Below are 23,015 nucleotides of genomic sequence, written 5' to 3'. Positions count from 1 at the left end.
CGTGTCCCGTCTCCACGACCCCTTCCGGCGCGGCCAGCTGGCGATCGCCGCGCTGTTCCTGTCCCTCGGCTTCCAGTACGCCACCTGGGCCGCGCGGATCCCCGCCATCAAGACCGACCTCGACCTGAGCGCGGCCGAGGTGGGGGTGCTCCTGATGGCCGCGGGGGTCGGCGCGGCGGTGTCCTTCCCGGCGGTGGCCTGGCTGATGCGGCGGATGGGCTCGCGGCGGCTGGCCCTGCTGTCCCAGCTGGGCCTGGCGCTGCTGCTGCTCGCCCTGGCGGCGGCCCCGAACTACCCGGTGGCCCTGCTGGTGATGTGCGCCGACGGGGTCCTCGTGGGCTGTCTGAACGTGGCCATGAACGCACAGGGCGCGGCCCTGGAGGCACGGCACGAACGCAACACGATGGCCAGGCTGCACGCCGTCTTCAGCGCCGGCTCCCTGCTCGCGGCCCTGCTCGCCTCCGGCATGACCGCCGCCACCGAATCCGTCCCGGCGCACTTCGGTGCCGCCGTCGTCCTCCTCGCCGCACTCGGCGTCACGGCACGCACCGGACTCCTCGACGAGGACGCCCCGGCCGACCGGCCGGACCCCGCCGACGCGGAAGCCGCCGCCGACCCGGAGGCCCCGGGCAGCGCACCGGCCCCCGCCGCGCCGGAGCCGGCCCGCCGCCGCTGGACCGTCCCCTCGCGCCTGACCCTGTGGATGTGCTGCGCCATGGTCTTCGGCACGGTCGCCGAGGGCGCCATGAACGACTGGTCCGCCCTCTACCTGAAGGACGTCGCCGAGGCGTCGGCGGAACTCGCCCCGCTCGGCATCGCCGTGGTGTCCGGGATGATGGTCGTCGCCCGCCTCTTCGCCGACGGCTGGCGCGGCCGCTGGGGCGACGGCCGGGTCGTCCTGCTGGGCAGCGCCGTGGCCGGTGCCGGTCTCGCCGTCGCCCTGGTCAGCGGCGGCGTCGCACCCGCGCTCGCCGGCTTCGCCTGCATGGGCCTGGGCATCGCCGCCGTGACCCCCTGCGTCTACGCCGCCGCCGCCCGGCAGGGCTCGGACGCGCTGACGCTGGTCGCCGCCATGGGCACCACGGGGCTGCTGGCCGGGCCGCCGCTCATCGGCTTCATCGCCGGGGCGAGCAGCCTGGCGTGGGGCATGGGCGCCGTGGCCGCGTCGGCGGGCGCCGTCGCGCTGTGCAGCACCCGCATCCGCTGGACCGCCCCGGCCCCCGTCGCGCAGAGCGAGGCGACGCCCGCCTGAGCCCACCCCGCCCGCCGCTCACCACCCGGGCCGCGCCCGCCGGCCGAACAGCAGCCCGCGCGGCTCGGGCGGGGGCGGGGTGCCCCGCCGCAGCGGCCAGGCGATCAGCATGCCGACGACGAAGCCGACGACATGGGCGACGTACGCCACGGTGCCCGCGTCGGACACGGCACCGCCGGAGGAGTAGACCGCCTGGAGGCCGAACCAGAAGCCCAGCACCAGCCAGGCCGGCAGCCGCAGCGGCAGGAAGATCAGGAAGGGCACGAGCACCCAGACCCGGGCCCTCGGATACAGCACCAGATAGGCGCCCAGCACCCCGGCGATCGCCCCGGACGCGCCGATCAGCGGGGCGGCCGAGTCGGCGTTGAGGAGCGCGAAGCCGTAGGTCGCCGCATAGCCGCAGACGCCGTAGAACAGCAGGAAGGGGACGTGGCCCATCCGGTCCTCGACGTTGTTGCCGAAGATCCACAGGAAGAGCATGTTGCCCAGCAGGTGCAGCCAGCCGCCGTGCAGGAACATCGCCGTCAGCACGCTCAGCTCCGGCGACTTGTCGTAGCCCGGCGGCGCGACCACGCAGCCGGGCCCCTGCGGGCCGACCCCGACGGCGCCGGTGGGCACCAGGCGGGGCATCCGGTGCTGGAGCAGCTCCTGCGGCACCGCCGCCCAGTGGTCCAGGAACGCCTGGAGGTCGCACATCTGCACCAGGCTGCCGTCGCCCGACGCGGACCCGGTCATGCCGGGCGTGAACAGGAACACCAGGACGTTGGCGAGGATCAGGGCGTACGTCACCCACGGGGTGCGGCGCGCCGGGTTCACGTCATGGACGGGGATGACCACGAGACACTACTGCCCGCCCGGCGCACCATGAACCGGTCCGCCCCGTTGAACACCCCCGTCCGTGTGTACGTATGCCCTCTCAACCGCCCGCGGCCCGGGGAAGGCGGGGCGCGGGGACGACGTGAGGATCAGGCGATGAACGAACGGGTCACACCGGCTCCGGCGATGCACGCCCTGCCCGACGGCGAGGCCGAGGTCGCCCTCGTCCTGCGGCTGCCCTGGGAGGACGTCGCCCGGCTCGGCCAGGAGGCGGGACGGCTGGCCGCGCAGACACAGCGCCCGGTGACGCTGGACGAGGCGGTGAGCCACCGGCTGCGCTCCGCGCGGGCCGCGTCGCACGCCAGGCCGGCCGGCGAGCAGCCGCCCGCGGTGACCGCCCCGGTGCCGGCGACCGGTCCGGCCTCGGTGTCCTCCCTGCCGTCCCGGCCCCCGGCCGAGCAGGCGCGGCAGGCCATCGACCGCATCAACGGAACGGGCTGACCGGCGGCGCCCCCTCAGCGCTGCCGCTCGACCTCCCTGGCCGCCTTGCGCGCGGCCACCAGCACCGGGTCCCACACCGGCGAGAAGGGCGGCGCGTAGCCGAGGTCCAGCGCGGTCATCTGCTCGACCGTCATCCCGGCCGTGAGGGCCACCGCGGCGATGTCGACCCGCTTGCCCGCGCCCTCACGGCCGACGATCTGCACCCCCAGCAGCCGCCCGGTGCGCCGCTCGGCCAGCATCTTCACGGTCATGGGGGAGGCGTTCGGGTAGTAGCCCGCGCGGCTGGTGGACTCGATGGTCGCCGTCACGAACCGCAGCCCGGCCCGCAGCGCGTCCTTCTCCCTGAGGCCGGTCCGCGCGATCTCCAGGTCGCAGACCTTGCTGACCGCCGTGCCGACCACACCCGGGAAGGTGGCGTAGCCGCCGCCCACGTTGGTGCCGATGACCTGCCCGTGCTTGTTGGCGTGGGTGCCCAGCGGAATGTGCCGCTCCTGTCCGGAGACCAGGTCGAGCACCTCCACGCAGTCGCCGCCCGCCCAGATGTTCTCGTGGCCGCGCACCCGCATCGCCAGATCGGTCAGCAGTCCGCCGTGCGCGCCGAGCGGCAGCCCCGCGGCCCGGGCGAGCCCCGTCTCGGGCCGTACGCCGATGCCGAGCACCACCACGTCCGCCGGGAACTCGGCGTCCTCCGTCGCCACCGCCCGGACCCGGCCGTCGTCCCCGGTCAGCACCGTGGTGACCGCGGCGTCGTTCACCATGGTGATGCCGAGGCCCGTCATGGCCGTGTGCACCAGGCGGCCCATGTCGGGATCGAGCGTGGCCATCGGCTCCCGGCCGCGGTTGACGACCGTCACCTCGTAGCCCCGGTTGATCAGCGCCTCGGCCATCTCCACGCCGATGTACCCGGCGCCGACGACCACCGCGTGCCGGCCACCCGTGCCGGCCAGCGTGTCCAGCAGGGCCTGCCCGTCGTCCAGCGTCTGCACCCCGTGCACCCCGGGCGCGTCGATGCCCGGCAGCTCCGGCCGGACCGGCCGCGCCCCGGTCCCGATCACCAGCTTGTCGTACGACGTCCAGGACTCCGTCCCCGAATCGACGTCGCGCGCGCGGACCCGCCCTGCGGCCACGTCGATCTCCGTGACCTCGGTGCGCATCCTGAGGTCGATGTCCCGGGCCCGGTGCTCCTCGGGCGTGCGCGCGATCAGCGCGTCCCGGCCGGTCACGTCGCCGCCGACCCAGTACGGGATGCCGCAGGCCGAGAACGAGCTGAAGTGGCCGCGTTCGAACGCCACGATCTCCAGCTCGTCCGGGCCCCGCAGCCGGCGCGCCTGGGACGCCGCGGACATCCCCGCCGCGTCGCCGCCGACGACGACCAGCCGCTCCCTCGTACCGCCCGCGGCGCCCGTGCCGGTATCGGTGCCGGTGCTCTTGCCCATGCTCATGCGAACACGCTACGCGGGCGGGGCACTTCAGTCCTCGCCGCCGCCCTCCGCACCGGGCGCCGCCGCCCCGCGCGGTGCCGCCGCCGGTGCCGGGCGGCGCGGCAGCCGGGGGCGTACGACCCGCAGCCACAGCAGCACGAGCAGCGCCGCCACCGCGGCGAACGGCAGCACGGCGCCGAGCACCACCGCAAGCCAGCGCAGCATCGTCACGAAGGCGTCCCAGCCCCCGGCCAGGGCGTCCAGGAACCCGGGGTCCTCGTCGTCCTTCTTCTCGACGTGCTTGATCGGCGTCTCCGACAGCGACAGGGTGATGGTGGCCAGGCTGGTGCGGTCCTTCAGGGCCGCCTGCCGGGCCAGCAGCGCCTCCAGCTCCGCCTGGCGGGTGCTCAGCTCGCCCTCCAGGGTCACCACGTCGTCCAGCTCCGTCGCCCGGTCCATCAGCTCGCGCACCCGGGCCACGCTGGCGCGCTGCGACTTCACCCGGCTGTCCACGTCCACCACCTGGTCGGTGACGTCCTCGGCCTTCGCCTTGCGGCTGAGCAGCTTCCCGGCGCCCGCCAGCTCGTCGAGCACGTCCTCGTACCGTTCCACGGGCACCCGCAGCGTCACCTCGGTCCGCTCGTGGCCCTCCGCGTCCCGGGTGGTGGACTCGTCACCGACGTAACCGCCCGCGTCCTCGGTGGCCGTGCGGGCCGCGGCGAGCGCCTTGGGCGTGTCCTCGACCTGGACGCTCAGCGAGACGGTGCGGATGATGTGGGCCGGGGCGAGCTTCGGCGGGGCGCTCGCGCCGGTGCCGGCCTCACCGGCCGCGCCCGCCTTGCCGTCGGCCTGCGAGCCCTCCGCCCGCGCCCCCTCCTGCGGCGCGGCCGCCTTGGCTCCGCCGCCCGCGTCCGACCCGGAGTCCGACGCGCTGCAGCCGGTGAGCGCGAGCGCCGTGACCAGCAGCAGGCCGGCCAGGGCGCGGGCGGGCGGCAGGCACTTTCTCGTCGTTGCCCGTCGTGTCTGCATCGTGGGTACCCCCCGGGGTCGTAGCGACTGATGTCACTACGACGCGCGCGGGGGCCCGCACGACGGCGCGGAACGGTTCCGAAGAGATCACGGTCCGGACTCGCGGGACCGTCGGTGACGTCTGAGACGCTGGGGTCATGAGCGCAAGCGAGACCCCAACGGGTGAGTTCCCACCGGAAGCGGGACCCGGACACGTAGTCGTCGTCGGAGCCGGCATCGCCGGACTGGCCGCCGCCCACCGCCTCCTGGAGGGCGGCGCCCGGGTGACCGTCCTGGAGGCGTCCGACCGCGTCGGCGGCAAGCTGCTGCCCGGCGAGATCGCCGGAGTACGCGTCGACCTCGGCGCCGAGTCGATGCTGGCCCGCCGCCCCGAGGCCGTCGGCCTGGCCCGCGCCGCCGGACTCGCCGGCCGCCTCCAGCCGCCGTCCACCGCGTCGGCCTCGCTGTGGACCCGCGGCGCCCTGCGCCCCATGCCCAAGGGCCACGTCATGGGCGTCCCCGGCACCGCGGCCGCCCTGTCCGGCGTGCTCTCCGAGGAAGGGCTCGCCCGCATCGAGCGCGACGCCGAGCTGCCCCGCACCGAGGTCGGCGACGACGTGGCGGTGGGGGAGTACGTCGCCGCGCGGCTGGGCCGCGAGGTCGTCGACCGCCTCGTCGAACCCCTGCTGGGCGGCGTCTACGCGGGCGACGCCTACCGCATCTCCCTGCGCTCGGCCGTACCCCAGCTCTTCGAGGCCGCCCGCACCCACACCTCCCTCACCGAGGCGGTCCGCGCCCTCCAGGGCCGCACGGCCACCTCACCGCCCAGCGGCCCGGTGTTCATGGGCATCGAGGGCGGCATCGGCACCCTGCCGCCCGCCGTCGCCGACTCGGTCCGCGCGCGCGGCGGCGAGATCGTCACCCGCGCGCCCGTCACCGAGCTGCGCCGCACCGCGTCCGACGGCTGGCGGATCGTCGCCGGCGACCGGGTGCTGCACGCCGACGCGGTCGTCGTCGCCGTCCCGGCCGGGCCCGCCGCCGGGCTGCTGCGCGCCGAGGCGCCCGCCGCCGCGGCCGAGCTGTCCGCGGTGGAGTACGCCTCGATGGCCCTGATCACCCTCGCCTACCGCCGCTCGGAGGCCGCCGCGCTCCCCGAGGGCAGCGGCTTCCTCGTGCCGCCGGTCGACGGGCACACCATCAAGGCGTCCACCTTCGCCTCCCGCAAGTGGGGCTGGATCGCCGACGAGGACCCGGACCTGGTCGTCCTGCGCGCCTCGGTCGGCCGGTACGGCGACACGGAGATCCTCGGCCGCGACGACGCGGGCCTCGTCGCCGTCTCCCGGCACGACCTCGCCGAGGCCACCGGGCTGACCGCCGAGCCGGTCGCCACCCGCGTCACCCGCTGGCAGGACGGCCTGCCGCAGTACCCCGTCGGTCACCACGCGCGCGTGGCCCGGGTCCGCGAGCACGTCGCGAAACTCCCCGGGCTCGCGGTGTGCGGCGCGGCCTACGACGGCGTCGGCATCCCGGCGAGCATCGCCAGCGCCTACGCCGCCGCCGACCAGATCCGGGGCGACCTGCGCGGTGTGGAGCAGCTCACCGCCCACCCGGTGCAGAGCCTGCACGGCGGAGCGGGAGAATAGGGCCATGAGTGACGACGCCTCCACCCCCGCCGCCGAGCGGATCCCGAACAAGGGCAAGCTGGCCAAGGACCTCAACGAGGTCATCCGCTACACCCTCTGGTCCGTGTTCAAGCTCAAGGACACCCTCCCCGAGGACCGTGCCGGGTACGCCGACGAGGTCCAGGAGCTGTTCGACCAGCTCGCCGCCAAGGACGTGACGATCCGCGGCACCTACGACCTGTCCGGTCTGCGCGCCGACGCCGACCTGATGATCTGGTGGCACGCCGAGACCGCCGACCAGCTCCAGGAGGCGTACAACCTCTTCCGCCGCACCAAGCTCGGCCGCGCGCTGGAGCCGGTCTGGTCGAACATGGCGCTGCACCGCCCCGCCGAGTTCAACCGCTCGCACATCCCGGCCTTCCTGGCCGACGAGACGCCGCGCGACTACATCAGCGTCTACCCGTTCGTGCGCTCCTACGACTGGTACCTGCTGCCCGACGAGGACCGCCGCCGCATGCTCGCCGACCACGGCAAGATGGCCCGCGGCTACCCGGACGTGCGCGCCAACACGGTCGCCTCCTTCTCGCTGGGCGACTACGAGTGGATCCTCGCCTTCGAGGCCGACGAACTGCACCGCATCGTCGACCTCATGCGCCACCTGCGCGGCTCCGAGGCCCGCCGCCACGTCCGCGAGGAGATCCCGTTCTTCACGGGGCGCCGCAAGGACATCGGCGAGCTGGTCGCCGGGCTGGCTTAGTCAGGCCTTCGGTGCCGTGGCTTGCCTCGGCTTCGGCTCCGGGCGCGGGGCGCACGACGTGTCCCGCGCCGGGAGGCGGTCCTCCAGCAGGTACGCCTCCAGGTGGCCGTTGACGCAGGCGTTGGGGCCGCCCGCGATGCCGTGCGTCCCCGCGTCCCGCTCGGTCACCAGCACCGAGCCCGCCAGCCGCCGCCGCAGCTCCCGCGCGCCCTCGTACGGCGTCGCCGCGTCCCGCTCGGCGGCCAGGATCAGCGTCGGCGGCAGCTCACCCGGCGCCGTGCGCACGTCCAGGGGCCGCTGCCGCGGCGCCCGCCAGTAGGCGCACGGCAGATTCGTCCACACGTTGTCCCAGGTCTCGAACGGCGCCCGCCGGGCCAGCCGGGTGTTGTCCCGGTCCCAGACCGCGAAGTCCGTCGGCCAGGGCGCGTCGTTGCACTCGACGGCGGTGTACACGGCGTTGGAGTTCTCCGCCCCCGCCGCGCCCTCCGCGGTCCGCGTCCCCGCCTGGTCGATCAGCGGCTGCGGATCGCCCTTCAGGTACGCCGACAGCGCCTCGGCGCGGTGCGGCCAGTAGTCGTCGTAGTACCCGGCCTTCAGCATCGCGCCCTGCAACTGCGCGGGCCCCACCGTCCCGCCCGCGGGCTCCGCCGCCAGCCGCGCGCTCGCCTCCTCGTAGGCGTCCTGCACCTTCCGCGGCCGGTCCCCGAGCCCGTACACGTCGTCGTGCCCGGCGACCCACTCCTTGAAGTCGTCCCAGCGGTCCTCGAACGCCTCCGACTGCTCCAGGTTGTTGCGGTACCAGATCCGCTCGGGGTCGGGGTCGACCACCGCGTCGAACACCATCCGCCGCACGTGCGAGGGGAACAGCTCGGCGTACAGCGCGCCGAGATAGGTGCCGTACGACGCGCCCATGAACGTGAGCCGCCGCTCGCCCAGCGCGGCGCGGAGGACCTCCAGGTCGCGGGCGTTGTTGAGCGAGTGGTAGTGCCGCAGGCCGTCCCCGCCGCGCTCCGCGCAGCCGCGTGCGTACGCCTCGGCCTCGGCGGCGCGCTGCTTTTTGTACGCGTCCGAGGGCCGCGCCGGCGCCGGCCGGGGCCCCTTGAAGAAGTCCCCGGGGTCCTGGCAGGACAGCGGGGCGGAGGGGGCGACCCCGCGCGGGGCGTACCCGACGAGGTCGTAGGCGGCGGCGATGCGCTTCCACTCGGGCACCATGCCCACCAGCGGGAAGTACAGCCCGGACGCGCCGGGGCCGCCGGGGTTGTAGAGCAGGGCGCCCCGGCCGGGGACCTCGCGCCCGGCGTCCTCCGGGTCCTTGTGGGTGGCCCGCATCCGGCTGACGGTCAGCTCGATCCGCTTCCCGTCGGGCTGGGCGTAGTCCAGCGGCACGGACACGGTGCCGCAGCGCAGGCCGGCCGGCAGCTCCGCCGCCTTCGGGCAGCTGCCGAACTCGATCCCGGCCGCCGCCGCGCGCCGGGCGGCCACCTCGGTACCGCGCGCCTCGGCGGACCCGGGCCCGGCCTCGTGCGCCGCCCGGGCCGGGGCGACGGCGAGGGCGGTCAGCAGCAGCAAGGACCCGGCGGCCGAGTAGAGGGCGGCAGCTCGCATCGCGTATCCCTTCGGTGGCACGGGGAGTGACACAAGGGATGTTTCGTTCACCGGCCGGGCGGGGCAAGCACCGCCCGCGGGTGTCGCCGCCGAGTGCCTCCGTGCGCCCCCGGCGTCTCAGGCCTGGCGCTCCCAGTGGTCCCCGGCATGCTTCTCGCGGTGGGCGAAGGCCGCGCGCAGGTCCGGTTCGCCGATCGCGTGCACGCCGCGCACCGCGACGGAGGTGAGGAAGGTCCGGTCGTCCGCCGTGCCGTCGGCCTGCCGGACGAGGGCGCCGACCAGCCGCTGCCCGGCGGGGGAGGCCCAGCGCGAGTACGGGTGGATCTCCATCCGGGTGATGGCGAGGCACCCGAGCGTCAGGGCGAGCGGCAGCGCGAACCAGAGGGCGATGAGCAGCCGCGGCTCGGTGGCGGGCAGCGGCAGCGCCAGGGCGACCAGGCCCAGCGCGCACACGCTCACCGCGGCGACCCGCACCCGCCGCACCCCGGCCGCGACGCCACCGGCGCCGCCCTCGGGCAGCGCGAGACCCGCTCCGACCAGCCGGTCGGCCAGGCTCCGTACCGCGTCGGCGGCGGCCGCGGCGGCCCGTACCGGCGCTATCCGCGACTGCCCCCCGGGCCCTATCGCCCCGATGACCGAGCGCTCCATGTCGTCCCGGCCGCAGGGGTCGACGACGGTCGCCCAGCCGGTGTGGGCGAGCAGCAGCCGGCGCTGGCGTGCCATCGAGACCAGCGTCAGGTCGGCCACCCGCCGCGGGCCGCCGGACAGGAACGCCGCCTCGTACAGCGTCAGCGTGTGGTCAGCGACGGCGGCGCGCGGTTCGACGGCCGCCGCGCGCACGGCGGCCAGGCACAGCCGCAGGCACGCGAGGCCGGCGACGGCCCAGGCCGACAGGAGGAAAAGGACCCAGAACATGCCGTACTTCTATGCCAAGCGCTTTCGCCTGCGCCATGCCCTGTTCACATTCCGGGACGTAGCGTTGTGGGTATGTGACGTTCCGTTTGAGGATGTCCGCCCGGGTGCGCCCGCGGTTCAGCGGCGCAGCAGAACGCGCCTGGTCGCACGGGCCAGACGGACCCCGGGACGCGTCGACCGCGGCACCGGACCCGACCGTTCCAGCCACCACTCCCGCAACTCCCGCCGCGCAACCGGCTCCTCGTCCCGGGCCGCCGTCCGCAGCACGTGCGCGACGAAGTCGAGGGCGTCCCGGCGGTAGCCCCCGGTCATCGGGCGGGTCTGGGCGTAGGCGAGGAAGGCCGGCCGGTACCGCGTCCCCAGGATCACCGGCAGTTCGGGCGCGACCTTCGCGACCACGTCGGCCCGCTTCCCGGCCAGCGCCCGGGCCTGCACCCCCAGCCGCACCCGGTCGAACCCCTCGGGCGCCGGTGTCCCCGCGACCAGCGCCGACAGCAGCGCGGCCTGCGCCAGCCCGAGCCGCTGCCGTACGGCGTCGTCGGCGCCGGAGCCTGCGTCGTTGCCGGCGGGCGAGGTGCGGGCGGCGATCCCGCTGCCGGCCGCCGCCGTACGGGCCGCCCGCCCCTGCTGCACGGCGGTGCGGATCGCCTCCACCTCGCCGTGCAACTCGTCGCCGCCGGGGAAGTTCTCGTCCCGCTCCAGCAGCACGCCCGGCGGTGCGACGCGCGAGGCCAGGTCGGTCAGGATGTCGAGCACCGGCCGCGGAACGGGGTGGGCGTGGCTGTCGTGCCAGACGCCGTCCCGCTCGAAACCGCCCGCGACATGGACGTAGGCGAGGGCCTCCAGGGGCAGTTCGCCGAGCGCCCGGGCCGGGTCCTCGCCCAGATTGACGTGGTTGGTGTGCAGGTTCGCCACGTCGATCAGCAGCCGCACGCCGGTCCGGTCGGCCAGCTCGTACAGGAACTGCCCCTCCGTCAGCTCCTCGTCCGGCCAGGAGACCAGCGCGGCGATGTTCTCCACGGCGAGCGGCACGGGCAGCGCGTCCTGGGCGATGCGGACGTTCTCGCACAGCACGTCGAGGGCGTCCCGGGTGCGCGGCACGGGCAGCAGATGTCCCGCCTCCATCCGCGGCGACGCGGTCAGCGGGCCGCCCGCCCGCACGAACGCGATGTGCTCGGTGACCAGCGGCGACCCCAGGACCTGCGCGCGTTCGGCCAGCGCCGCCAGCCGCCCCGGGTCCGGCCGGTCCGCGCCGCCGAGCCCGAGCGAGACCCCGTGCGGCACGACGGTCACCCCGCGCTCGCGCAGCCGCAGCAGCGAGTCCGGCAGGTGCCCGGGACACAGGTTCTCGGACACGGCCTCGACCCAGTCGATGCCGGGCATCCCCTCGACGACGTCCGCGATCTCCGGCCGCCACCCGATACCGGTGCCCAGCGGTGCCAAGCGCTCCATGGTTGCCTCCCCTCCAGCGCACATGTCGGGGGTATCGCCCACCCCGCCCGGGGCGAACCCCCGAGGCGGCTTGTTCAGAGCAACATCTGAGCTTTCGGCACCCCGGGGTTCCTACCGCCGCAGCGCCGGGTGGTCCGCCACCACCGTGCACGAGCCCGGGGCGATCTCCGTGAACCCCGCGTCGCGCACCACCGGCAGGCCGCCGGTGGTGAGGCCGGTCCAGCGGGCCGGGTCCGCGGTGCGCACCGACAGCGGGAAGCCCGCGTCGCGCCAGGCCGTGCGCTCGTCCTCGGACAGCTCCCACCAGGCGAGCTGAGCGCCGTGACCGGCCTGGGCCATCGCCTTGCCCGCCGACATCTCCAGGTCCGGGTTCAGCCAGAGCACCGGCGCGCCGGGGTCGGCACCGGCCGGCGGCTCGGGGTCGTCGAGGTCGGTGCCGGAGACCTGGAGACGGGCCAGGTCCTTGGGCCAGCCGTCCAGCGGGACCGGCGGGAAGACCCGCACCTCGGCGCTCTTGCCGGTGACCGTGATGCCGGGCAGCGCCTCGGCGCGCCGCCACTCCGCGCCGCGGGCCCGCCGCACGACCTTGCGGATGCGGGCGTCCTGCCAGTCCCGCATCGCCCGCGCCCACTCGCCGTCACCGGTCGAGCGCTCGTCGCCCAGCATCACCAGCACCGCCCGGGCCGCGGTCTCCAGCGCGTCGGTACGGGACGGCGGCGCCGCCCGTTCGATGCGCACCACCAGCGGGAGCACGAACTGCGGCGCGAGGTCGCGGTCGCCGGGCTCGGGACGGAAGGGACTGTCGGGCACGGGTGCGTCGGGGGTGGGGGCGGGGACGGGCGTCGTCGGATCGTTGCTCACGCCCTACAGTCTGCCAAGTTCCCGGCCCGGACCCGCCGGGCCTCCCGGCCGCGAGAGTATGACCCCCATGCAACCCGAGCTACGGCTGGACGGCGTGGGCCGCCGCTACGGCCTCCGCGGCCCCTGGGTGCTGCGCGGGGTCGACCTGGGCGTGGAACCCGGTTCCCTCGTCCGCGTCGAGGGCGCCAACGGCACCGGCAAGTCGACCCTGCTGCGCCTGCTCGCCGGGATCGACGCCCCCACCGAGGGCCGCGTCACCGGCCGCCCGCGCACGGCCTACGTCCCCGAACGCTTCCCGCCCGCCCTGCCCTTCACCGCCGCGCGGTACCTCACCCACCTCGGCACCGTCCACGGGCTGACCCGCCGGGCGGCGGCCCGTGCCGCCGGGGAGTGGCTGGAGCGGCTGGGCGCCGCCGGGTACGCCGACACGCCGCTGACCCGGCTGTCCAAGGGCAGCAGCCAGAAGGTGGCGGTGGCGCAGGCGCTGCTCGCCGAGCCGGAGCTGCTGGTCCTCGACGAGGCCTGGACCGGGCTGGACGCCGACGCACGGGCGGAACTGGAACGGGCGGTCGCCGAGCGCACGGGGGCCGGCGGCGCCGTCGTCTTCGTGGACCACGATCCGGGCCGCCTGGCCGGGGCGCCGGACGCCGTGTACACCGTGCGCGAGGGCACCCTGCACCGCCGTACCGGGCCGGCCACCCCGGTTCCGGACGGGCCGCGGGTCGTGGTCGGGGTGCAGGGACCGCCCGGTGCCGCCCTGCCCGCCGACGCCCGCCGGGTGGCCGCCTCGGCGGAGGAGACCGGCCCCGGTTCCCACACGCTCACCGTCGCGGCCTCGCACTCCGACGTCCTGCTGCGCACCCTCCTGACCGCCCGGCCGCCCTGGCACGTGGTGCGCGTGCACACCCCCGAGGACCACCGATGACCGCCCTCCTGCGCTACCAGACGGCCCTCCTGCTGCGCTCCCAGCGCTGGCTGCCGCCCGTCGTCCTGTACGCCGCCGCGCTCGGCATCGGCGTCCAGGGCGGGCAGCCGGTGCTCGACTCGCTGGGCTGGGCGGCGGCCGTGCTGCTCCCGGTCGCGGCCTGGCTGGTGCGGATCTGCGTCACGTCCGAGCCGGCCGCCGCGCGCGGGTGTGTGTCGGCGGCGCGCGGTCCCGTGCGGGCCCACCTGGCCCCCGTGCTCGTCGCACTGGCCGCCGCGATCGTCCTGGGCGCGACGGCGACCGTCGCGGTGACGCTGATCAGTGATCCCGTCAGCACCGGTCACGGAACGCGCGTGCCCCCGCTCCCGGCGGCCGGCGCCGGGCTGCTCGCCGCGCTGGCGTGCGCCCTGCTCGGCACCGCCGTCGGCGCGCTCACCGCCTGGCCGGTGCTGCGCTCGCCCGGGCGCGCGGTCCCCGCCCTGCTGCTGGCGGCCCTGCTCGCGCTGGTGGCGTCGGGCTCCCCGGCGCGGGCGGCGGTGAGCGACCTGGTCGCCGGGTCGAGGTCGGGCGATGTCCCGCTGCCGCTGCTGCCGTTGGCCGGGGCGGCGGTCGTCGCCGTGGCCGCGGTCGCCGCGGCCTGTGCGCTCGGCTCGCGCGGGCCGTCAGCCTGAGCAGGCGGTGCGCTGCGCCTCCTGCCACTCGCAGACCGGGCAGAGCGTGATGCCCTTGTACGACTCCGGATACTCCGTGGGCTCCCGGCACTGCACGCACTCCGCATACGGCGGGCCCTCGGCCTTCGGCGGTCGGGACGCGTCGATCAGGCAGTAGCCGCCGGGCTCGCAGCCGGGGCCGTCCGGGTCCTGGTCGTGGTCGCTGGTCATGTCTCCAGCGTAGGACGTCAGGCGCGCCCGTTCGCGGCGCCGATCAGTTCCGAGACCTTCACGAAGCGGTACCCCTGGCGGCGCAGCTGTGGCACCACCGCCCGCACCACCTCCTCGGTCACCGGGGCGGCGCTGCGCGTGCAGTGCATGACGACCACCGAACCCGGCCGCACCCCGTCGAGCACCTGCCGGGTCACCGCGTCGGCGTCGGTGGCGAAGGCGTCCCCGCTGACCACGTCCCACTGCACGGCGGTGACCCCGGTGGCCGACAGCTCCTTGAGGGCCGCCTGGTCGTAACAGCCGCCGGGGAAGCGGAAGTACGGCATCGGGTGCGGCACCCCGGCCTTCTCGAAGGCGGTGTACGCCCGCTCCAGGTCCGAGCGCATGCGGTCCCCGGACACGGTGGGCAGGCCGTAGCAGTCGTCGGTGTAGGCGTAGTGGCTGTAGGAGTGGTTGGCGATCTCGAACCGCGGGTCACGGCCGAGGGAGCGGGCCTGGTCCGGGTACTCCTCGGCCCAGCGGCCGGTCATGAACACCGTGGCCGGCACCTTCAGCTCCCGCAGCGCCGCGATCAGCCCCGGGTTGTCGAACCGCTCGCCCGAGGCCGCCCGCGGCCCCTGGTCGGCGGTCATGTCGGCGTCGAAGGTGAGGGCGACCAGCTTGCCGTCCTGCGCGCCGCCCTTCGTGCCGCCCGTGCGCGGGCCGTGTTCGAAGACGGGGGTCAGGCCCGCGGGGCCGGGGGCGAGGGTGGGCGTGGGCGTCCGGGAGGGGGACGGGGACGGGGACGGGGCGGGGGCCGAGGGTGCCGGGCGGGGGGCCACCTCGGTCCCGGTGGTTCCGCAGGCGGTGAGGGCGGCGCCCAGGACACAGAGCGCGGCGGCGCGTCGTACGAGAGAGATCACCGTACGAACGTAGGAGTGGGATGTTCGGTTTGTATGACTACGTCCGTCGACGTGCCGCCGCTCTCACCCGGCCGGTCCAGCCGCCGTCAGATGTCCCGCTGCTCCAGCGGCTTGGTGGCCGGGCCCTCCAGGACCGTGCCGTCCGTGGCGAAGCGGGAGCCGTGGCAGGGGCACTCCCAGGCCCGCTCGGCCGCGTTGAAGTCGACCAGGCAGCCCAGGTGGGTGCAGCGCGGCGAGACGGCGTGCAGGGCGCCCGCCTCGTCCCGGTAGACCGCGAGCCGGTCGCCGCCCGCCCGCACCACCGCGCCCTCGCCCGGCGGCAGCGCGTCCACCGGCGGCGCGGGCCGCAGCCGGTCGCCGACGAAGTGCCGGGCCACCTCGGCCTGCGTCTTGAGCAGCGCGGGCGCCTCACGCACCGCCGTGCGCAGCCGGCGCGGGTCGTACAGCCCGCTCCAGGCGCACTCCTCGCCGGTGATCTGCGCGGTGAGCAGCCGGCCCGCCATCATGCCGCCGCTCAGTCCCCAGCCGCCGAAGCCGGTGGCGACGTAGGTGTGGTGCGCGCCCGGGTGCAGCGGGCCCGCCATCGGCACGGTGTCGGTGGGGTCGATGTCCTGGGTGGCCCAGGCGTGGGTGCGGTCGACGCCCGGGAAGTGCTCGTCCGCCCAGACGGCCAGCCGCTCGAAGCGCTCGCGGGTGTCGCCCGTGCCCGGCGTGAAGTGCTCCCCGGTGACCAGGAGCAGCCGGCGGCCCGGCTCGTCCAGGGGCGCGGTACGCACCGAGCGGGTGTTCTCCTCCGGCGTGATGTACATGCCGTCCACGTCGCGGTCCGCCTCGATCGTCCCGGCGACCACCAGTTCCCGGCGCGGGGAGAGACGGGCGAAGAGCAGGGCACGGTCGAAGATGGGGTAGTGGGTGGCGACCACGACGTCCCGGGCGGTGACCGTCGCTCCCGCCTCCGTCTTCACCCGGCACGGCTCGCCCTCGTCCAGGCCCTGGACGGTGGTGTCCTCGAAGATCCGCCCGCCGTGCGCCTCCAGGTCCGCGGCGAGCGCCCGCAGGTACTTGAGCGGGTGGAACTGGGCCTGCCCGGTCACCTTCACGGCGCCCGCCACCGGGAACGGCAGCCCGGTCTCCGTCACGAACGACGCCGGCAGCCCCGCCTCCTTCGCGGCGGCCGCCTCCGCCCGCACCTCGTCCACCCGGCCCGGGTCGCGGACGTACGTGTACGCGTCGCGGGTCTCCCAGTCGCAGTCGATGCCCAGCTCGGCGACGATCCCGGCGGCGTGCTCGATCGCCTCGGACTGCGAGCGGGCGTACAGCCGGGCGCCCTCGGGGCCGCGGGTGCGCCGCAGCTTGTCGTAGACCAGGGTGTGCTGGACGGTCAGCTTGGCGCTGGTGTACCCGGTGACCCCGGCGGCGACCCGCCCGGCCTCCAGGACCGCCACGCTCCGCCCGGCCCGCGCCAGCTCCCAGGCCGTGCTGAGCCCCGCGACACCGGCCCCGATCACGGCGACATCGACGTCGAGATCCTCCGCGAGCGCCGGACGGGGCGCGCCGCCCGGTGCCGTCTGAAGCCAGTACGAGCCGTTGACCTGCACGTTCTGAGTCATGCGGCCCGGGTACCCCGTGGCCGCGGCTTCAGTGACCGGACGGTGCGCCCCGCCTCGGACCCCGGCCGCTACCTGCGCCAGGGACCCGTCACCGCGAAGGTGGTGCCGGGGGTGTAGCAGTTGACGTACATCGTGTCGCCGTCCGGGGAGAAGGTGACACCGGCGAACTCACCCCACTCGGGCTCCTCCTCGGTGCCGATGTTCTGCGCGCCGCGGGCCATGGCGTACACCTCGCCGCGCCGGGTCACGCCGAAGACGTGCTGCGCGCCGTTGCCGTCCTCGCAGACCATGAGGCCGCCGCTGGGCGCCAGGCAGATGTTGTCCGGGGACTCGCCCGGCAGCTGCACGTCGGTGTCCGGGCCGAAGACGATCACCAGGGTCAGGCGGCGCCGCTCGGGGTCGTAGCGCCAGATCTGGCCGTAGTGGTCGGCGGCCGAGCCCTCGGCGCTGTGCGCGAAGGACGACACGAAGTACACGCTGCTCCCGCCCCAGTAGCAGCCCTCCAGCTTCTGGGCGTGGGTGATGCCGCCCCGGCCGAAGTCCTGGAAGCGGATCGGCGTCCCGTCGGCCAGCGGGTCGGGGACGTCCACCCACTCGATACGGTCGAAGGTGGCGCCCGTCTCCTGGATCGAGGACAGGTCGGGCACGCCGGGCACCCGCATCGCCTGGAGCCTGCCGCCCGCCCGCAGCGAGCCCCGGCCGCCCAGCGGCTTCTCGGGCAGGAAGCGGTAGAAGAGACCGAACGGCCGCTCGAAGGCGTCCTCCGTCTCGTACACGACCCCGCGCCGCGGGTCCACGGCGATCGCCTCGTGCTGGAAGCGGCCCATCGCGGTCAGCGGCACCGCGCCGGTGCGGTGCGGGTCGACGGGGTCGACCTCGAAGATGAAGCCGTGGTCCTTGGTGTAGCCGTTGGTCCCGGCCCGGTCCTCGGTCTCCTCGCAGGTCAGCCACGTGTGCCAGGGCGTCGGCCCGCCCGCGCAGTTGACGGCCGTACCGGCGATGGCGACGCGCTCGGACAGGACGTGGTTGCGGGAGTCCAGCTCCAGCGCCGTGCAGCCGCCCTTGCCCTCCGGGTCGTACGTCAGGCCCTCGACGGTGGGGACGGGGACGCGGCCGTCGGCTCGGTTCTCGTGGTTGCGGACCAGGTGGGTGGTGCGGCCGTGTCTGCCGGAGGAACGCCCCGGGAAGGCCGACATGCCGTCGTGGTTGGACGGCACCGGGCCCTCCCCGGAGCGCAGCCGGTCGCCCTCGCGGGACAGCACCCGGTAGCGGAACCCCTTGGGCAGGTCCAGCAGTCCGTCGGGGTCGGGGACGAGCGGGCCGTAGCCGGTGTGGCCCAGGGGCTGGGCGGCGGCGGTGCCGGCGAAGAGTTCGGACAGGGCGCCGGTGAAGGCGATGCCTGCGCCCAGGGCTCCGGTACGGGCGAGCACCTGGCGGCGGGTCGCCGCGCTGTGGGACGTGGACATGGGGAAACCTTCCTGCTGGCGGACAGGACTGTGACCCCGCCGTGTCTATCACCTGCCAGGAGTCCCGGGAACCACGCGCGTAGCTCGTGTCACCGCTCGACCGGATGCCCGGCCGAGTGGTCGACCGGGTGCTCCTGTGCCTTTTCCAGGAACCGCAGCAGCTCCACCGGGAAGGGCAGCACCAGGGTGGAGTTCTTCTCGGCGGCCACCGCCACCACCGTCTGCAGCAGCCGCAGTTGCAGGGCCGCGGGCGTCTCGGACATCTCCCGGGCCGCCTCCGCGAGCACCTTCGACGCCTGCAGCTCGGCGTCCGCGTTGATCACCCGGGCCCGCCGCTCCCGGTCGGCCTCGGCCTGGCGGGCCATCGAGCGCTTCATGGTGTCCGGCAGCGAGACGTCCTTGATCTCGACCCGGTCGATCTGCACGCCCCAGCCGACCGCGGGGCTGTCGATCATCAGCTCCAGCCCCTGGTTCAGCTTCTCCCGGTCGGACAGCAGGTCGTCCAGGTCGCTCTTGCCGATGATGGAGCGCAGCGAGGTCTGGGCCATCTGCGAGACCGCGAACCGGTAGTCCTCGACCCGGACCAGCGCGTTGGCCGCGTCCACGACCTTGAAGTACACCACCGCGTCCACCCGCACCGTGACGTTGTCGCGGGTGATGCCCTCCTGCGCGGGCACGGGCAGCGTGACGATCTGCAGGTTCACCTTGTGCAGCCGGTCCACGAACGGCACGATCATGGTGAACCCGGGGCCGCGCACCTCACCCGCGAGCCGGCCGAGCCGGAAGACCACGCCGCGTTCGTACTGCCGGACGACCCGCGCGGCCGCGGCGACGTAGAGGACGCCCGCGCTGCCGACGGCGGCGGCCGCGGTCAGAAGCTCCTGGACCATGGCGACCTCCTCACTCGGAGGACGGTTTTCACCCTTCCTGTCACGATAGGCCCGCCGCCGGGTCCGGGGCCATGCCCGGGACCCGGCGGCGGGCTTCCCGTTACCCGCCGGTCTTCCGCACTCCGGTCTCCTACACCCCGGCCTTCTCCGGTTCCGTGACCTTGACCGGGTCCGTGCCGGTGGCGCTGTGCCGTTCCGCCCAGTTCTCCAGGGCCGTGCGGCAGGCGTGGTCCAGGTGGTGCAGCCCGGACAGGTCCAGCTCGACCGGGCGGTCCTGCGGCAGCGCCTCCAGGCCCTCCAGGATCTTCGGGAGCCGCAGGAAGGTCGCGTTGCCGGTCAGGTGCGCCTGGACGGGGCCCGCGCCCTTGTCGACGATCTCCAGCCTGAGGTGCGAGGCCTCCCAGGCGGTCTTGACCACGGACAGGGCCAGACCGATCAGCACGCCCTCGAACATGTTGACCGCGACGATCGAGACGGCCGTGACCACCAGGATCAGCGCCTCGCCCCGGTGGTCGCGCCACAGCGGCAGGATGCTGCGGAACGGGATCAGCTTCCAGCCCGCGTGGACCAGGATGCCCGCCAGCGCGGGCAGCGGGATCAGGCCCAGTACGGACGGCAGCAGCGCCGCGAACAGCAGCAGCCACACCCCGTGCAGCACCCGGGACGCCTTGGTGCGTGCTCCCGCGGCGACGTTGGCGGAGCTGCGCACGATGACCGCGGTCATCGGCAGCGCGCCCAGGACGCCGCACACGGTGTTGCCCGCGCCCTGCGCCATCAGCTCCTTGTCGTACTGGGTGCGCGGCCCGCTGTGCAGCCGGTCCACCGCCGCGGCGCTGAACAGGCTCTCCGCCGAGGCGATCAGCGTGAAGGCGACGATCGTGCCGAGCAGGCCCACGTTCGCCAGCTCGCCGAAGGCGTCGGCGCCGGGCGGCTGGATCACCTCCAGCAGGCCGCTCACCTCGACGGTCGCGACCGACAGTCCGAAGGCCGCCGTGACCGCCGTGGCCAGGCCGACCGCGGCCAGCGCGCCCGGCACGGTCTGCGCCCGGCCCGGCAGCCGCTTCCACAGCACCATCACCGCGACGGTGCCCGCGCCCAGGGCGAGCGAGGTCAGCGCCCCGGTACTGCCCAGCGCGTCGGCGGCGGCCCCGGGGAGCCCGGTGAGCTTGTCGATGCCGGAGGCGGGCGCCTGGAGACCGGCGGCCGAGTAGAGCTGGCCGGCGATGAGCACCAGGCCGATGCCGGCCAGCATGCCCTCGACCACCGACAGCGAGATCGCCCGGAACCAGCGGCCCAGCTTCAGGGCGCCCATCACGAGCTGGGCGAGCCCGGTGGCGAGCACGATCACGCCGAGCGCGGGCAGTCCGTACTGGTCGACCGCGCCGAAGACCAGCACGGTCAGCCCGGCGGCCGGGCCGGAGACCTGGAGGCTGCTGCCCGGCAGGAATCCGGTGACCAGGCCGCCCACGATGCCGGTGACCAGGCCGAGTTCGGCCGGGACCCCGGAGGCGACGGCCACGCCCACGCACAGCGGCAGCGCGACCAGGAACACGACGAGGGACGCGGTGAGGTCCTGCCGCCAGTGCGGGAACCTCCGGTGCCGGCTGGATATCAGGGACATGCCGGCGCTCACAGGGTCTCGAACGCGTCGGTGTCCGCGCGGTGCGCGCGCACGAGGCCGGTGTGTACCTCGTAGTACCAGCCGTGCAGCCGCAGCCGGCCGTCCGCCAGCCGCTGCTCGACGCAGGGGTAGGAGCGCAGCCGCAGCAGTTGCGCGAGTACGTGGTGCTGCACGGCCTCGGCGACGGTCGGGTCGGCGGGGTCGCAGGGCTTCGGCTCGTCCGCCGCGTGCGCCAGCCAGTCGCGCACGGCGGGTACGGCGGTCAGGTCGTCGCCGCGGACCAGCGCGCCGACGGCGCCGCAGTGCGAGTGGCCGCAGACGACGATGTCGGCGACGCCGAGGACCTGGACGGCGTACTCGACGGTGGCCGCCTCGGCGCAGGGGTGCTCGGAGGTGTGGGGCGGGACGATGTTGCCGGCCGTGCGCAGCTCGAAGAGCTGGCCGGGGCGGGCGCCCGTGATCAGGGCCGGTACGACCCGGGAGTCGGAGCAGGTGATGAACAGGACTTCGGGCGACTGGCCTTCGGCGTGCCCGGCGAACTCCTCAGGGCGCTGTCCGAACATACGGGCGTTGTCGATGAGGGGCTGCATGATGCGGTTTTCCTCCTGGCGCGCGGTGGGGTGCGCGTCGGACGGGTGGGACAGAGGTGGGGGTTGTACCGGTGGTCCGTCCGGTCCGTCAGCAGCGGAAGACCTGGAGCGCCGCGGGGTCGTGGTCCGTCGTGGATCTCGGCCGGTGCTCGGTGGCGCGGCCGGACGGGACGGATGCGTGCGCCTCCGGGGCGGCCTGCCGCGGCAGCGCGTGGTGAGCGGGGCCGGACTGCGGTGCGGCGGTGGTGCGGTGGCGGTCGCGGACGCGCGGCGCGGTGGTGGGCGTGCCCGGGCGGCCGCCCTCGTGGCAGGTGACGGTCTCGTCGTGCGGCGCCGTGCCGGAGGGGATGGTTCCGGGACCGGCGTGGGCCACGGCTTCACCGCTTGTATGCGCGGATGCGAAGGATGCCGTGGGAGCGAAGAGCTGGAGCGCGAACAGGACGGGGGCGAGGACCGCGAGCACGGTCCGGACCGTCGTACGTCGCTGCACGCGGCCCCCCTCCAGGCAGTTCCTGCCGCTGGTATATGCCGGGGAACGGGTCAACGCCCGGCAAAAGCATGGTCAATGCGCGGTCAAGAAACACGTTAACCCTGCAAAGGACTTTGCAGGGTTAACGGGGAGTTACGGGCCCGAGAGAGCCTCAAAATGGCGGGTCGGTTGGCGGGAACCGACCGTTCCTCACGGCGTGTCGACCAGGTGACCGGCGTCCCGGGCCAGCGCGGTGAGCCGGGAGATCGCCCGGAAGTACTTCTTGCGGTAGCCGCCCTTGAGCATCTCCTCGCTGAACAGCCGGTCGAAGGGCAGCCCGGAGGCCAGGACGGGCACCTCGCGGTCGTAGAGCCGGTCCGCGAGCACCACGAGCCGCAGCGCCGTCGACTGGTCCGGCACCGGGCGCACCCCGGTGAGGCACACGGCCGTCAGGCCGTCGGTCAGGGCGCCGTAGCGGCTGGGGTGGACGCGGGCGAGGTGGCCGAGGAGGGCGGGGAAGTCGTCCAGGGAGGCACCCTCGGTGGCCCGCGCCGCACGGGTCACCTGCTCGTCGGAGTACGGCGCCGGGGCCTCGGGCAGACCGCGGTGGCGGTAGTCCTCGCCGTCGATGCGCAGGGTGCGGAAGTGGGCGGACAGGCCCTGGATCTCGCGCAGGAAGTCGACCGCGGCGAACCGGCCCTCGCCGAGCTTGCCGGGCAGTGTGTTGGAGGTGGCGGCGAGTGCCACGCCGGCCTCCACCAGCCGGGCGAGCAGGCTGGAGACGAGGACGGTGTCGCCGGGGTCGTCCAGCTCGAATTCGTCGATGCACAGCAGCCGGTGCCCGGACAGGGTCTGCACGGTCTGCTGGAAGCCGAGGGCGCCGACCAGGTTGGTCAGCTCCACGAAGGTGCCGAAGGCCTTGCGGGACGGCTCCGCCGGGGTGGCGTGCCACAGGGAGGCCAGCAGGTGGGTCTTGCCGACGCCGTAGCCGCCGTCGAGGTACACGCCGCGGGGCCCGGCCGGGGCCTTCGGAGCCCTGGCGCGACCGAACCCGAAGAACCCGCGCCTGCCGGCGGCCGCGCCGGGCGCCTCGCCCAGCCCGCCCGCGAAGTCCTCCAGGACCCGTACGGCCTCGCTCTGGCTGGGCTGGTTCGGGTCCGGGAGGTACGTGCTGAAGCGGACCGAGTCGAACCGCGGCGGGGGCACCATCTCGGCGACCAGACGGTCCGCGGGGACATGGGGCTCACGGGCGCACAGCGAGAGCGGGCCCGGAGCCGTCCCGGTTATCGGGGCGGGCACGGAGGCGGGGGAGGAGGACGACACGGTACTCAATGGTAGGGCCTGCCCTGAGGGCCTCGGCGTCACCCGGACGGCGGCCCGGCGCACGGCCCGGCCGGGCACGGTACCGGTGCCCCGGCGCCGGGTGCGGGGCAGGACGGGGGCCCGCGAGG

Annotated in this window: 22 protein-coding genes; 6 read left to right on the top strand and 16 right to left on the bottom strand. The window is 74.9% G+C overall.

The features are described from left to right. Position 1: 1 nt before the first annotated feature. Positions 2-1,252 (top strand): MFS transporter, encoded by a 1,251-nt coding sequence (locus K7854_RS06580; protein ID WP_226025407.1) that lies wholly within the window; start codon positions 2-4, stop codon positions 1,250-1,252. Positions 1,253-1,270: 18 nt separating this feature from the next. Here K7854_RS06580 and K7854_RS06575 read toward each other — a convergent pair whose 3' ends face one another. Continuing rightward, positions 1,271-2,089 (bottom strand): rhomboid family intramembrane serine protease, encoded by an 819-nt coding sequence (locus tag K7854_RS06575; RefSeq protein WP_226025406.1) that lies wholly within the window; start codon positions 2,087-2,089, stop codon positions 1,271-1,273. A 135-nt stretch (positions 2,090-2,224) separates the two neighbouring features. On the opposite strand from K7854_RS06575, the gene K7854_RS06570 reads away from it, so the two are divergent. After that, entirely contained in the window at positions 2,225-2,569 is a 345-nt protein-coding gene (locus tag K7854_RS06570; protein WP_226025405.1) for a hypothetical protein, read from the top strand. 14 nt (positions 2,570-2,583) lie between these two features. Here the strand turns inward: K7854_RS06570 and K7854_RS06565 are convergent, their stop codons facing one another. After that, the gene (locus K7854_RS06565) at positions 2,584-4,011 is read right to left on the bottom strand and encodes an FAD-dependent oxidoreductase (RefSeq protein WP_226025404.1); all 1,428 of its coding nucleotides are present in this window, start codon (positions 4,009-4,011) and stop codon (positions 2,584-2,586) included. Between the two features lie 27 nt (positions 4,012-4,038). After that, positions 4,039-5,019: a DUF4349 domain-containing protein gene (locus K7854_RS06560; protein ID WP_226025403.1), complete on the bottom strand. Its 981-nt coding sequence runs from the start codon at positions 5,017-5,019 to the stop codon at positions 4,039-4,041. A 137-nt stretch (positions 5,020-5,156) separates the two neighbouring features. On the opposite strand from K7854_RS06560, the gene hemG reads away from it, so the two are divergent. Both hemG and hemQ read left to right on the top strand, forming a co-directional pair. Beyond that, a complete protein-coding gene (gene hemG, locus K7854_RS06555; protein ID WP_226025402.1) occupies positions 5,157-6,641 on the top strand; it encodes a protoporphyrinogen oxidase in 1,485 nt (494 codons plus the stop codon). Positions 6,642-6,645: 4 nt separating this feature from the next. Then, complete coding sequence (gene hemQ, locus K7854_RS06550) at positions 6,646-7,377, top strand: hydrogen peroxide-dependent heme synthase (RefSeq protein WP_226025401.1); 732 nt, start codon at positions 6,646-6,648, stop codon at positions 7,375-7,377. On the opposite strand, the gene K7854_RS06545 is transcribed toward hemQ, so the two are convergent. The 4 genes from K7854_RS06545 to K7854_RS06530 all read right to left on the bottom strand — a co-directional run bounded on the left by K7854_RS06545 (position 7,378) and on the right by K7854_RS06530 (position 12,210). Then, entirely contained in the window at positions 7,378-8,982 is a 1,605-nt protein-coding gene (locus K7854_RS06545; protein ID WP_226025400.1) for an alpha/beta hydrolase, read from the bottom strand. A 117-nt stretch (positions 8,983-9,099) separates the two neighbouring features. Further along, a complete protein-coding gene (locus K7854_RS06540) occupies positions 9,100-9,897 on the bottom strand; it encodes a TIGR04222 domain-containing membrane protein (protein WP_226025399.1) in 798 nt (265 codons plus the stop codon). 117 nt (positions 9,898-10,014) lie between these two features. Next, the gene (locus K7854_RS06535; RefSeq protein WP_372481004.1) at positions 10,015-11,340 is read right to left on the bottom strand and encodes an MbnB/TglH/ChrH family RiPP precursor modification enzyme; all 1,326 of its coding nucleotides are present in this window, start codon (positions 11,338-11,340) and stop codon (positions 10,015-10,017) included. Between the two features lie 120 nt (positions 11,341-11,460). Then, positions 11,461-12,210, bottom strand: coding sequence for a peptidyl-tRNA hydrolase (locus K7854_RS06530; protein WP_226025397.1), 750 nt, complete (start codon positions 12,208-12,210; stop codon positions 11,461-11,463). Positions 12,211-12,277: 67 nt separating this feature from the next. Between K7854_RS06530 and K7854_RS06525 the strand changes: the two genes are divergently transcribed. Together K7854_RS06525 and K7854_RS06520 are read left to right on the top strand one after the other, a co-directional pair. Continuing rightward, the gene (locus tag K7854_RS06525) at positions 12,278-13,135 is read left to right on the top strand and encodes an ABC transporter ATP-binding protein (protein ID WP_226025396.1); all 858 of its coding nucleotides are present in this window, start codon (positions 12,278-12,280) and stop codon (positions 13,133-13,135) included. After that, the gene (locus K7854_RS06520; RefSeq protein ID WP_226025395.1) at positions 13,132-13,806 is read left to right on the top strand and encodes an ABC transporter; all 675 of its coding nucleotides are present in this window, start codon (positions 13,132-13,134) and stop codon (positions 13,804-13,806) included. Before K7854_RS06525 ends, K7854_RS06520 begins: the two co-directional genes overlap by 4 nt. Here K7854_RS06520 and K7854_RS06515 read toward each other — a convergent pair. From K7854_RS06515 to zapE, 9 genes are all read right to left on the bottom strand, one after another. Next, positions 13,798-14,016, bottom strand: a complete 219-nt coding sequence (locus K7854_RS06515) for a hypothetical protein (RefSeq protein WP_226025394.1) — start codon at positions 14,014-14,016, stop codon at positions 13,798-13,800. The two genes, K7854_RS06520 and K7854_RS06515, sit on opposite strands and share 9 nt — an antisense overlap. 17 nt (positions 14,017-14,033) lie before the next feature. Next, positions 14,034-14,918, bottom strand: coding sequence for a polysaccharide deacetylase family protein (locus K7854_RS06510; protein ID WP_226025393.1), 885 nt, complete (start codon positions 14,916-14,918; stop codon positions 14,034-14,036). Positions 14,919-15,004: 86 nt separating this feature from the next. Next, positions 15,005-16,528 carry an FAD-dependent oxidoreductase gene (locus K7854_RS06505; RefSeq protein WP_226025392.1) on the bottom strand — a complete coding sequence of 508 codons (1,524 nt, stop codon included), beginning with the start codon at positions 16,526-16,528 and terminating at the stop codon, positions 15,005-15,007. 68 nt (positions 16,529-16,596) lie between these two features. Then, positions 16,597-17,994, bottom strand: coding sequence for a PhoX family protein (locus K7854_RS06500; RefSeq protein ID WP_226025391.1), 1,398 nt, complete (start codon positions 17,992-17,994; stop codon positions 16,597-16,599). Between the two features lie 89 nt (positions 17,995-18,083). Then, complete coding sequence (locus K7854_RS06495) at positions 18,084-18,884, bottom strand: slipin family protein (RefSeq protein ID WP_226025390.1); 801 nt, start codon at positions 18,882-18,884, stop codon at positions 18,084-18,086. Between the two features lie 130 nt (positions 18,885-19,014). Next, a complete protein-coding gene (locus K7854_RS06490; RefSeq protein WP_226025389.1) occupies positions 19,015-20,505 on the bottom strand; it encodes a SulP family inorganic anion transporter in 1,491 nt (496 codons plus the stop codon). Positions 20,506-20,513: 8 nt separating this feature from the next. Beyond that, positions 20,514-21,095, bottom strand: a complete 582-nt coding sequence (locus tag K7854_RS06485) for a carbonic anhydrase (protein ID WP_226025388.1) — start codon at positions 21,093-21,095, stop codon at positions 20,514-20,516. Between the two features lie 88 nt (positions 21,096-21,183). Next, positions 21,184-21,585 (bottom strand): hypothetical protein, encoded by a 402-nt coding sequence (locus K7854_RS06480; protein ID WP_226025387.1) that lies wholly within the window; start codon positions 21,583-21,585, stop codon positions 21,184-21,186. 189 nt (positions 21,586-21,774) lie between these two features. Next, on the bottom strand, positions 21,775-22,887 hold the full coding sequence (gene zapE, locus K7854_RS06475) for a cell division protein ZapE (RefSeq protein ID WP_226025386.1): 1,113 nt from the start codon (positions 22,885-22,887) through the stop codon (positions 21,775-21,777). Positions 22,888-23,015: the final 128 nt, after the last annotated feature.

The sequence above is a fragment of the Streptomyces hyderabadensis genome (assembly GCF_020404845.1).
Lineage (GTDB): Bacteria > Actinomycetota > Actinomycetes > Streptomycetales > Streptomycetaceae > Streptomyces > Streptomyces hyderabadensis.
Note: the sequence above shows the minus strand (reverse complement) of the source record. Positions and strands in the feature narration are given on the sequence as shown.

Bases quoted from the DNA above. Each gene is read 5' to 3' on its own strand.
- K7854_RS06520 (WP_226025395.1), top strand. From the start codon at position 13,132: ATGACCGCCCTCCTGCGCTACCAGACGGCCCTCCTGCTGCGCTCCCAG.
- K7854_RS06560 (WP_226025403.1), bottom strand. From the start codon at position 5,019: ATGCAGACACGACGGGCAACGACGAGAAAGTGCCTGCCGCCCGCCCGC.
- K7854_RS06545 (WP_226025400.1), bottom strand. From the start codon at position 8,982: ATGCGAGCTGCCGCCCTCTACTCGGCCGCCGGGTCCTTGCTGCTGCTG.
- hemG (WP_226025402.1), top strand. From the start codon at position 5,157: ATGAGCGCAAGCGAGACCCCAACGGGTGAGTTCCCACCGGAAGCGGGA.
- K7854_RS06490 (WP_226025389.1), bottom strand. From the start codon at position 20,505: ATGTCCCTGATATCCAGCCGGCACCGGAGGTTCCCGCACTGGCGGCAG.
- K7854_RS06500 (WP_226025391.1), bottom strand. From the start codon at position 17,994: ATGTCCACGTCCCACAGCGCGGCGACCCGCCGCCAGGTGCTCGCCCGT.
- K7854_RS06565 (WP_226025404.1), bottom strand. From the start codon at position 4,011: ATGAGCATGGGCAAGAGCACCGGCACCGATACCGGCACGGGCGCCGCG.
- K7854_RS06485 (WP_226025388.1), bottom strand. From the start codon at position 21,095: ATGCAGCCCCTCATCGACAACGCCCGTATGTTCGGACAGCGCCCTGAG.
- K7854_RS06540 (WP_226025399.1), bottom strand. From the start codon at position 9,897: ATGTTCTGGGTCCTTTTCCTCCTGTCGGCCTGGGCCGTCGCCGGCCTC.
- hemQ (WP_226025401.1), top strand. From the start codon at position 6,646: ATGAGTGACGACGCCTCCACCCCCGCCGCCGAGCGGATCCCGAACAAG.
- K7854_RS06515 (WP_226025394.1), bottom strand. From the start codon at position 14,016: ATGACCAGCGACCACGACCAGGACCCGGACGGCCCCGGCTGCGAGCCC.
- K7854_RS06570 (WP_226025405.1), top strand. From the start codon at position 2,225: ATGAACGAACGGGTCACACCGGCTCCGGCGATGCACGCCCTGCCCGAC.
- K7854_RS06505 (WP_226025392.1), bottom strand. From the start codon at position 16,528: ATGACTCAGAACGTGCAGGTCAACGGCTCGTACTGGCTTCAGACGGCA.
- K7854_RS06495 (WP_226025390.1), bottom strand. From the start codon at position 18,884: ATGGTCCAGGAGCTTCTGACCGCGGCCGCCGCCGTCGGCAGCGCGGGC.
- K7854_RS06525 (WP_226025396.1), top strand. From the start codon at position 12,278: ATGCAACCCGAGCTACGGCTGGACGGCGTGGGCCGCCGCTACGGCCTC.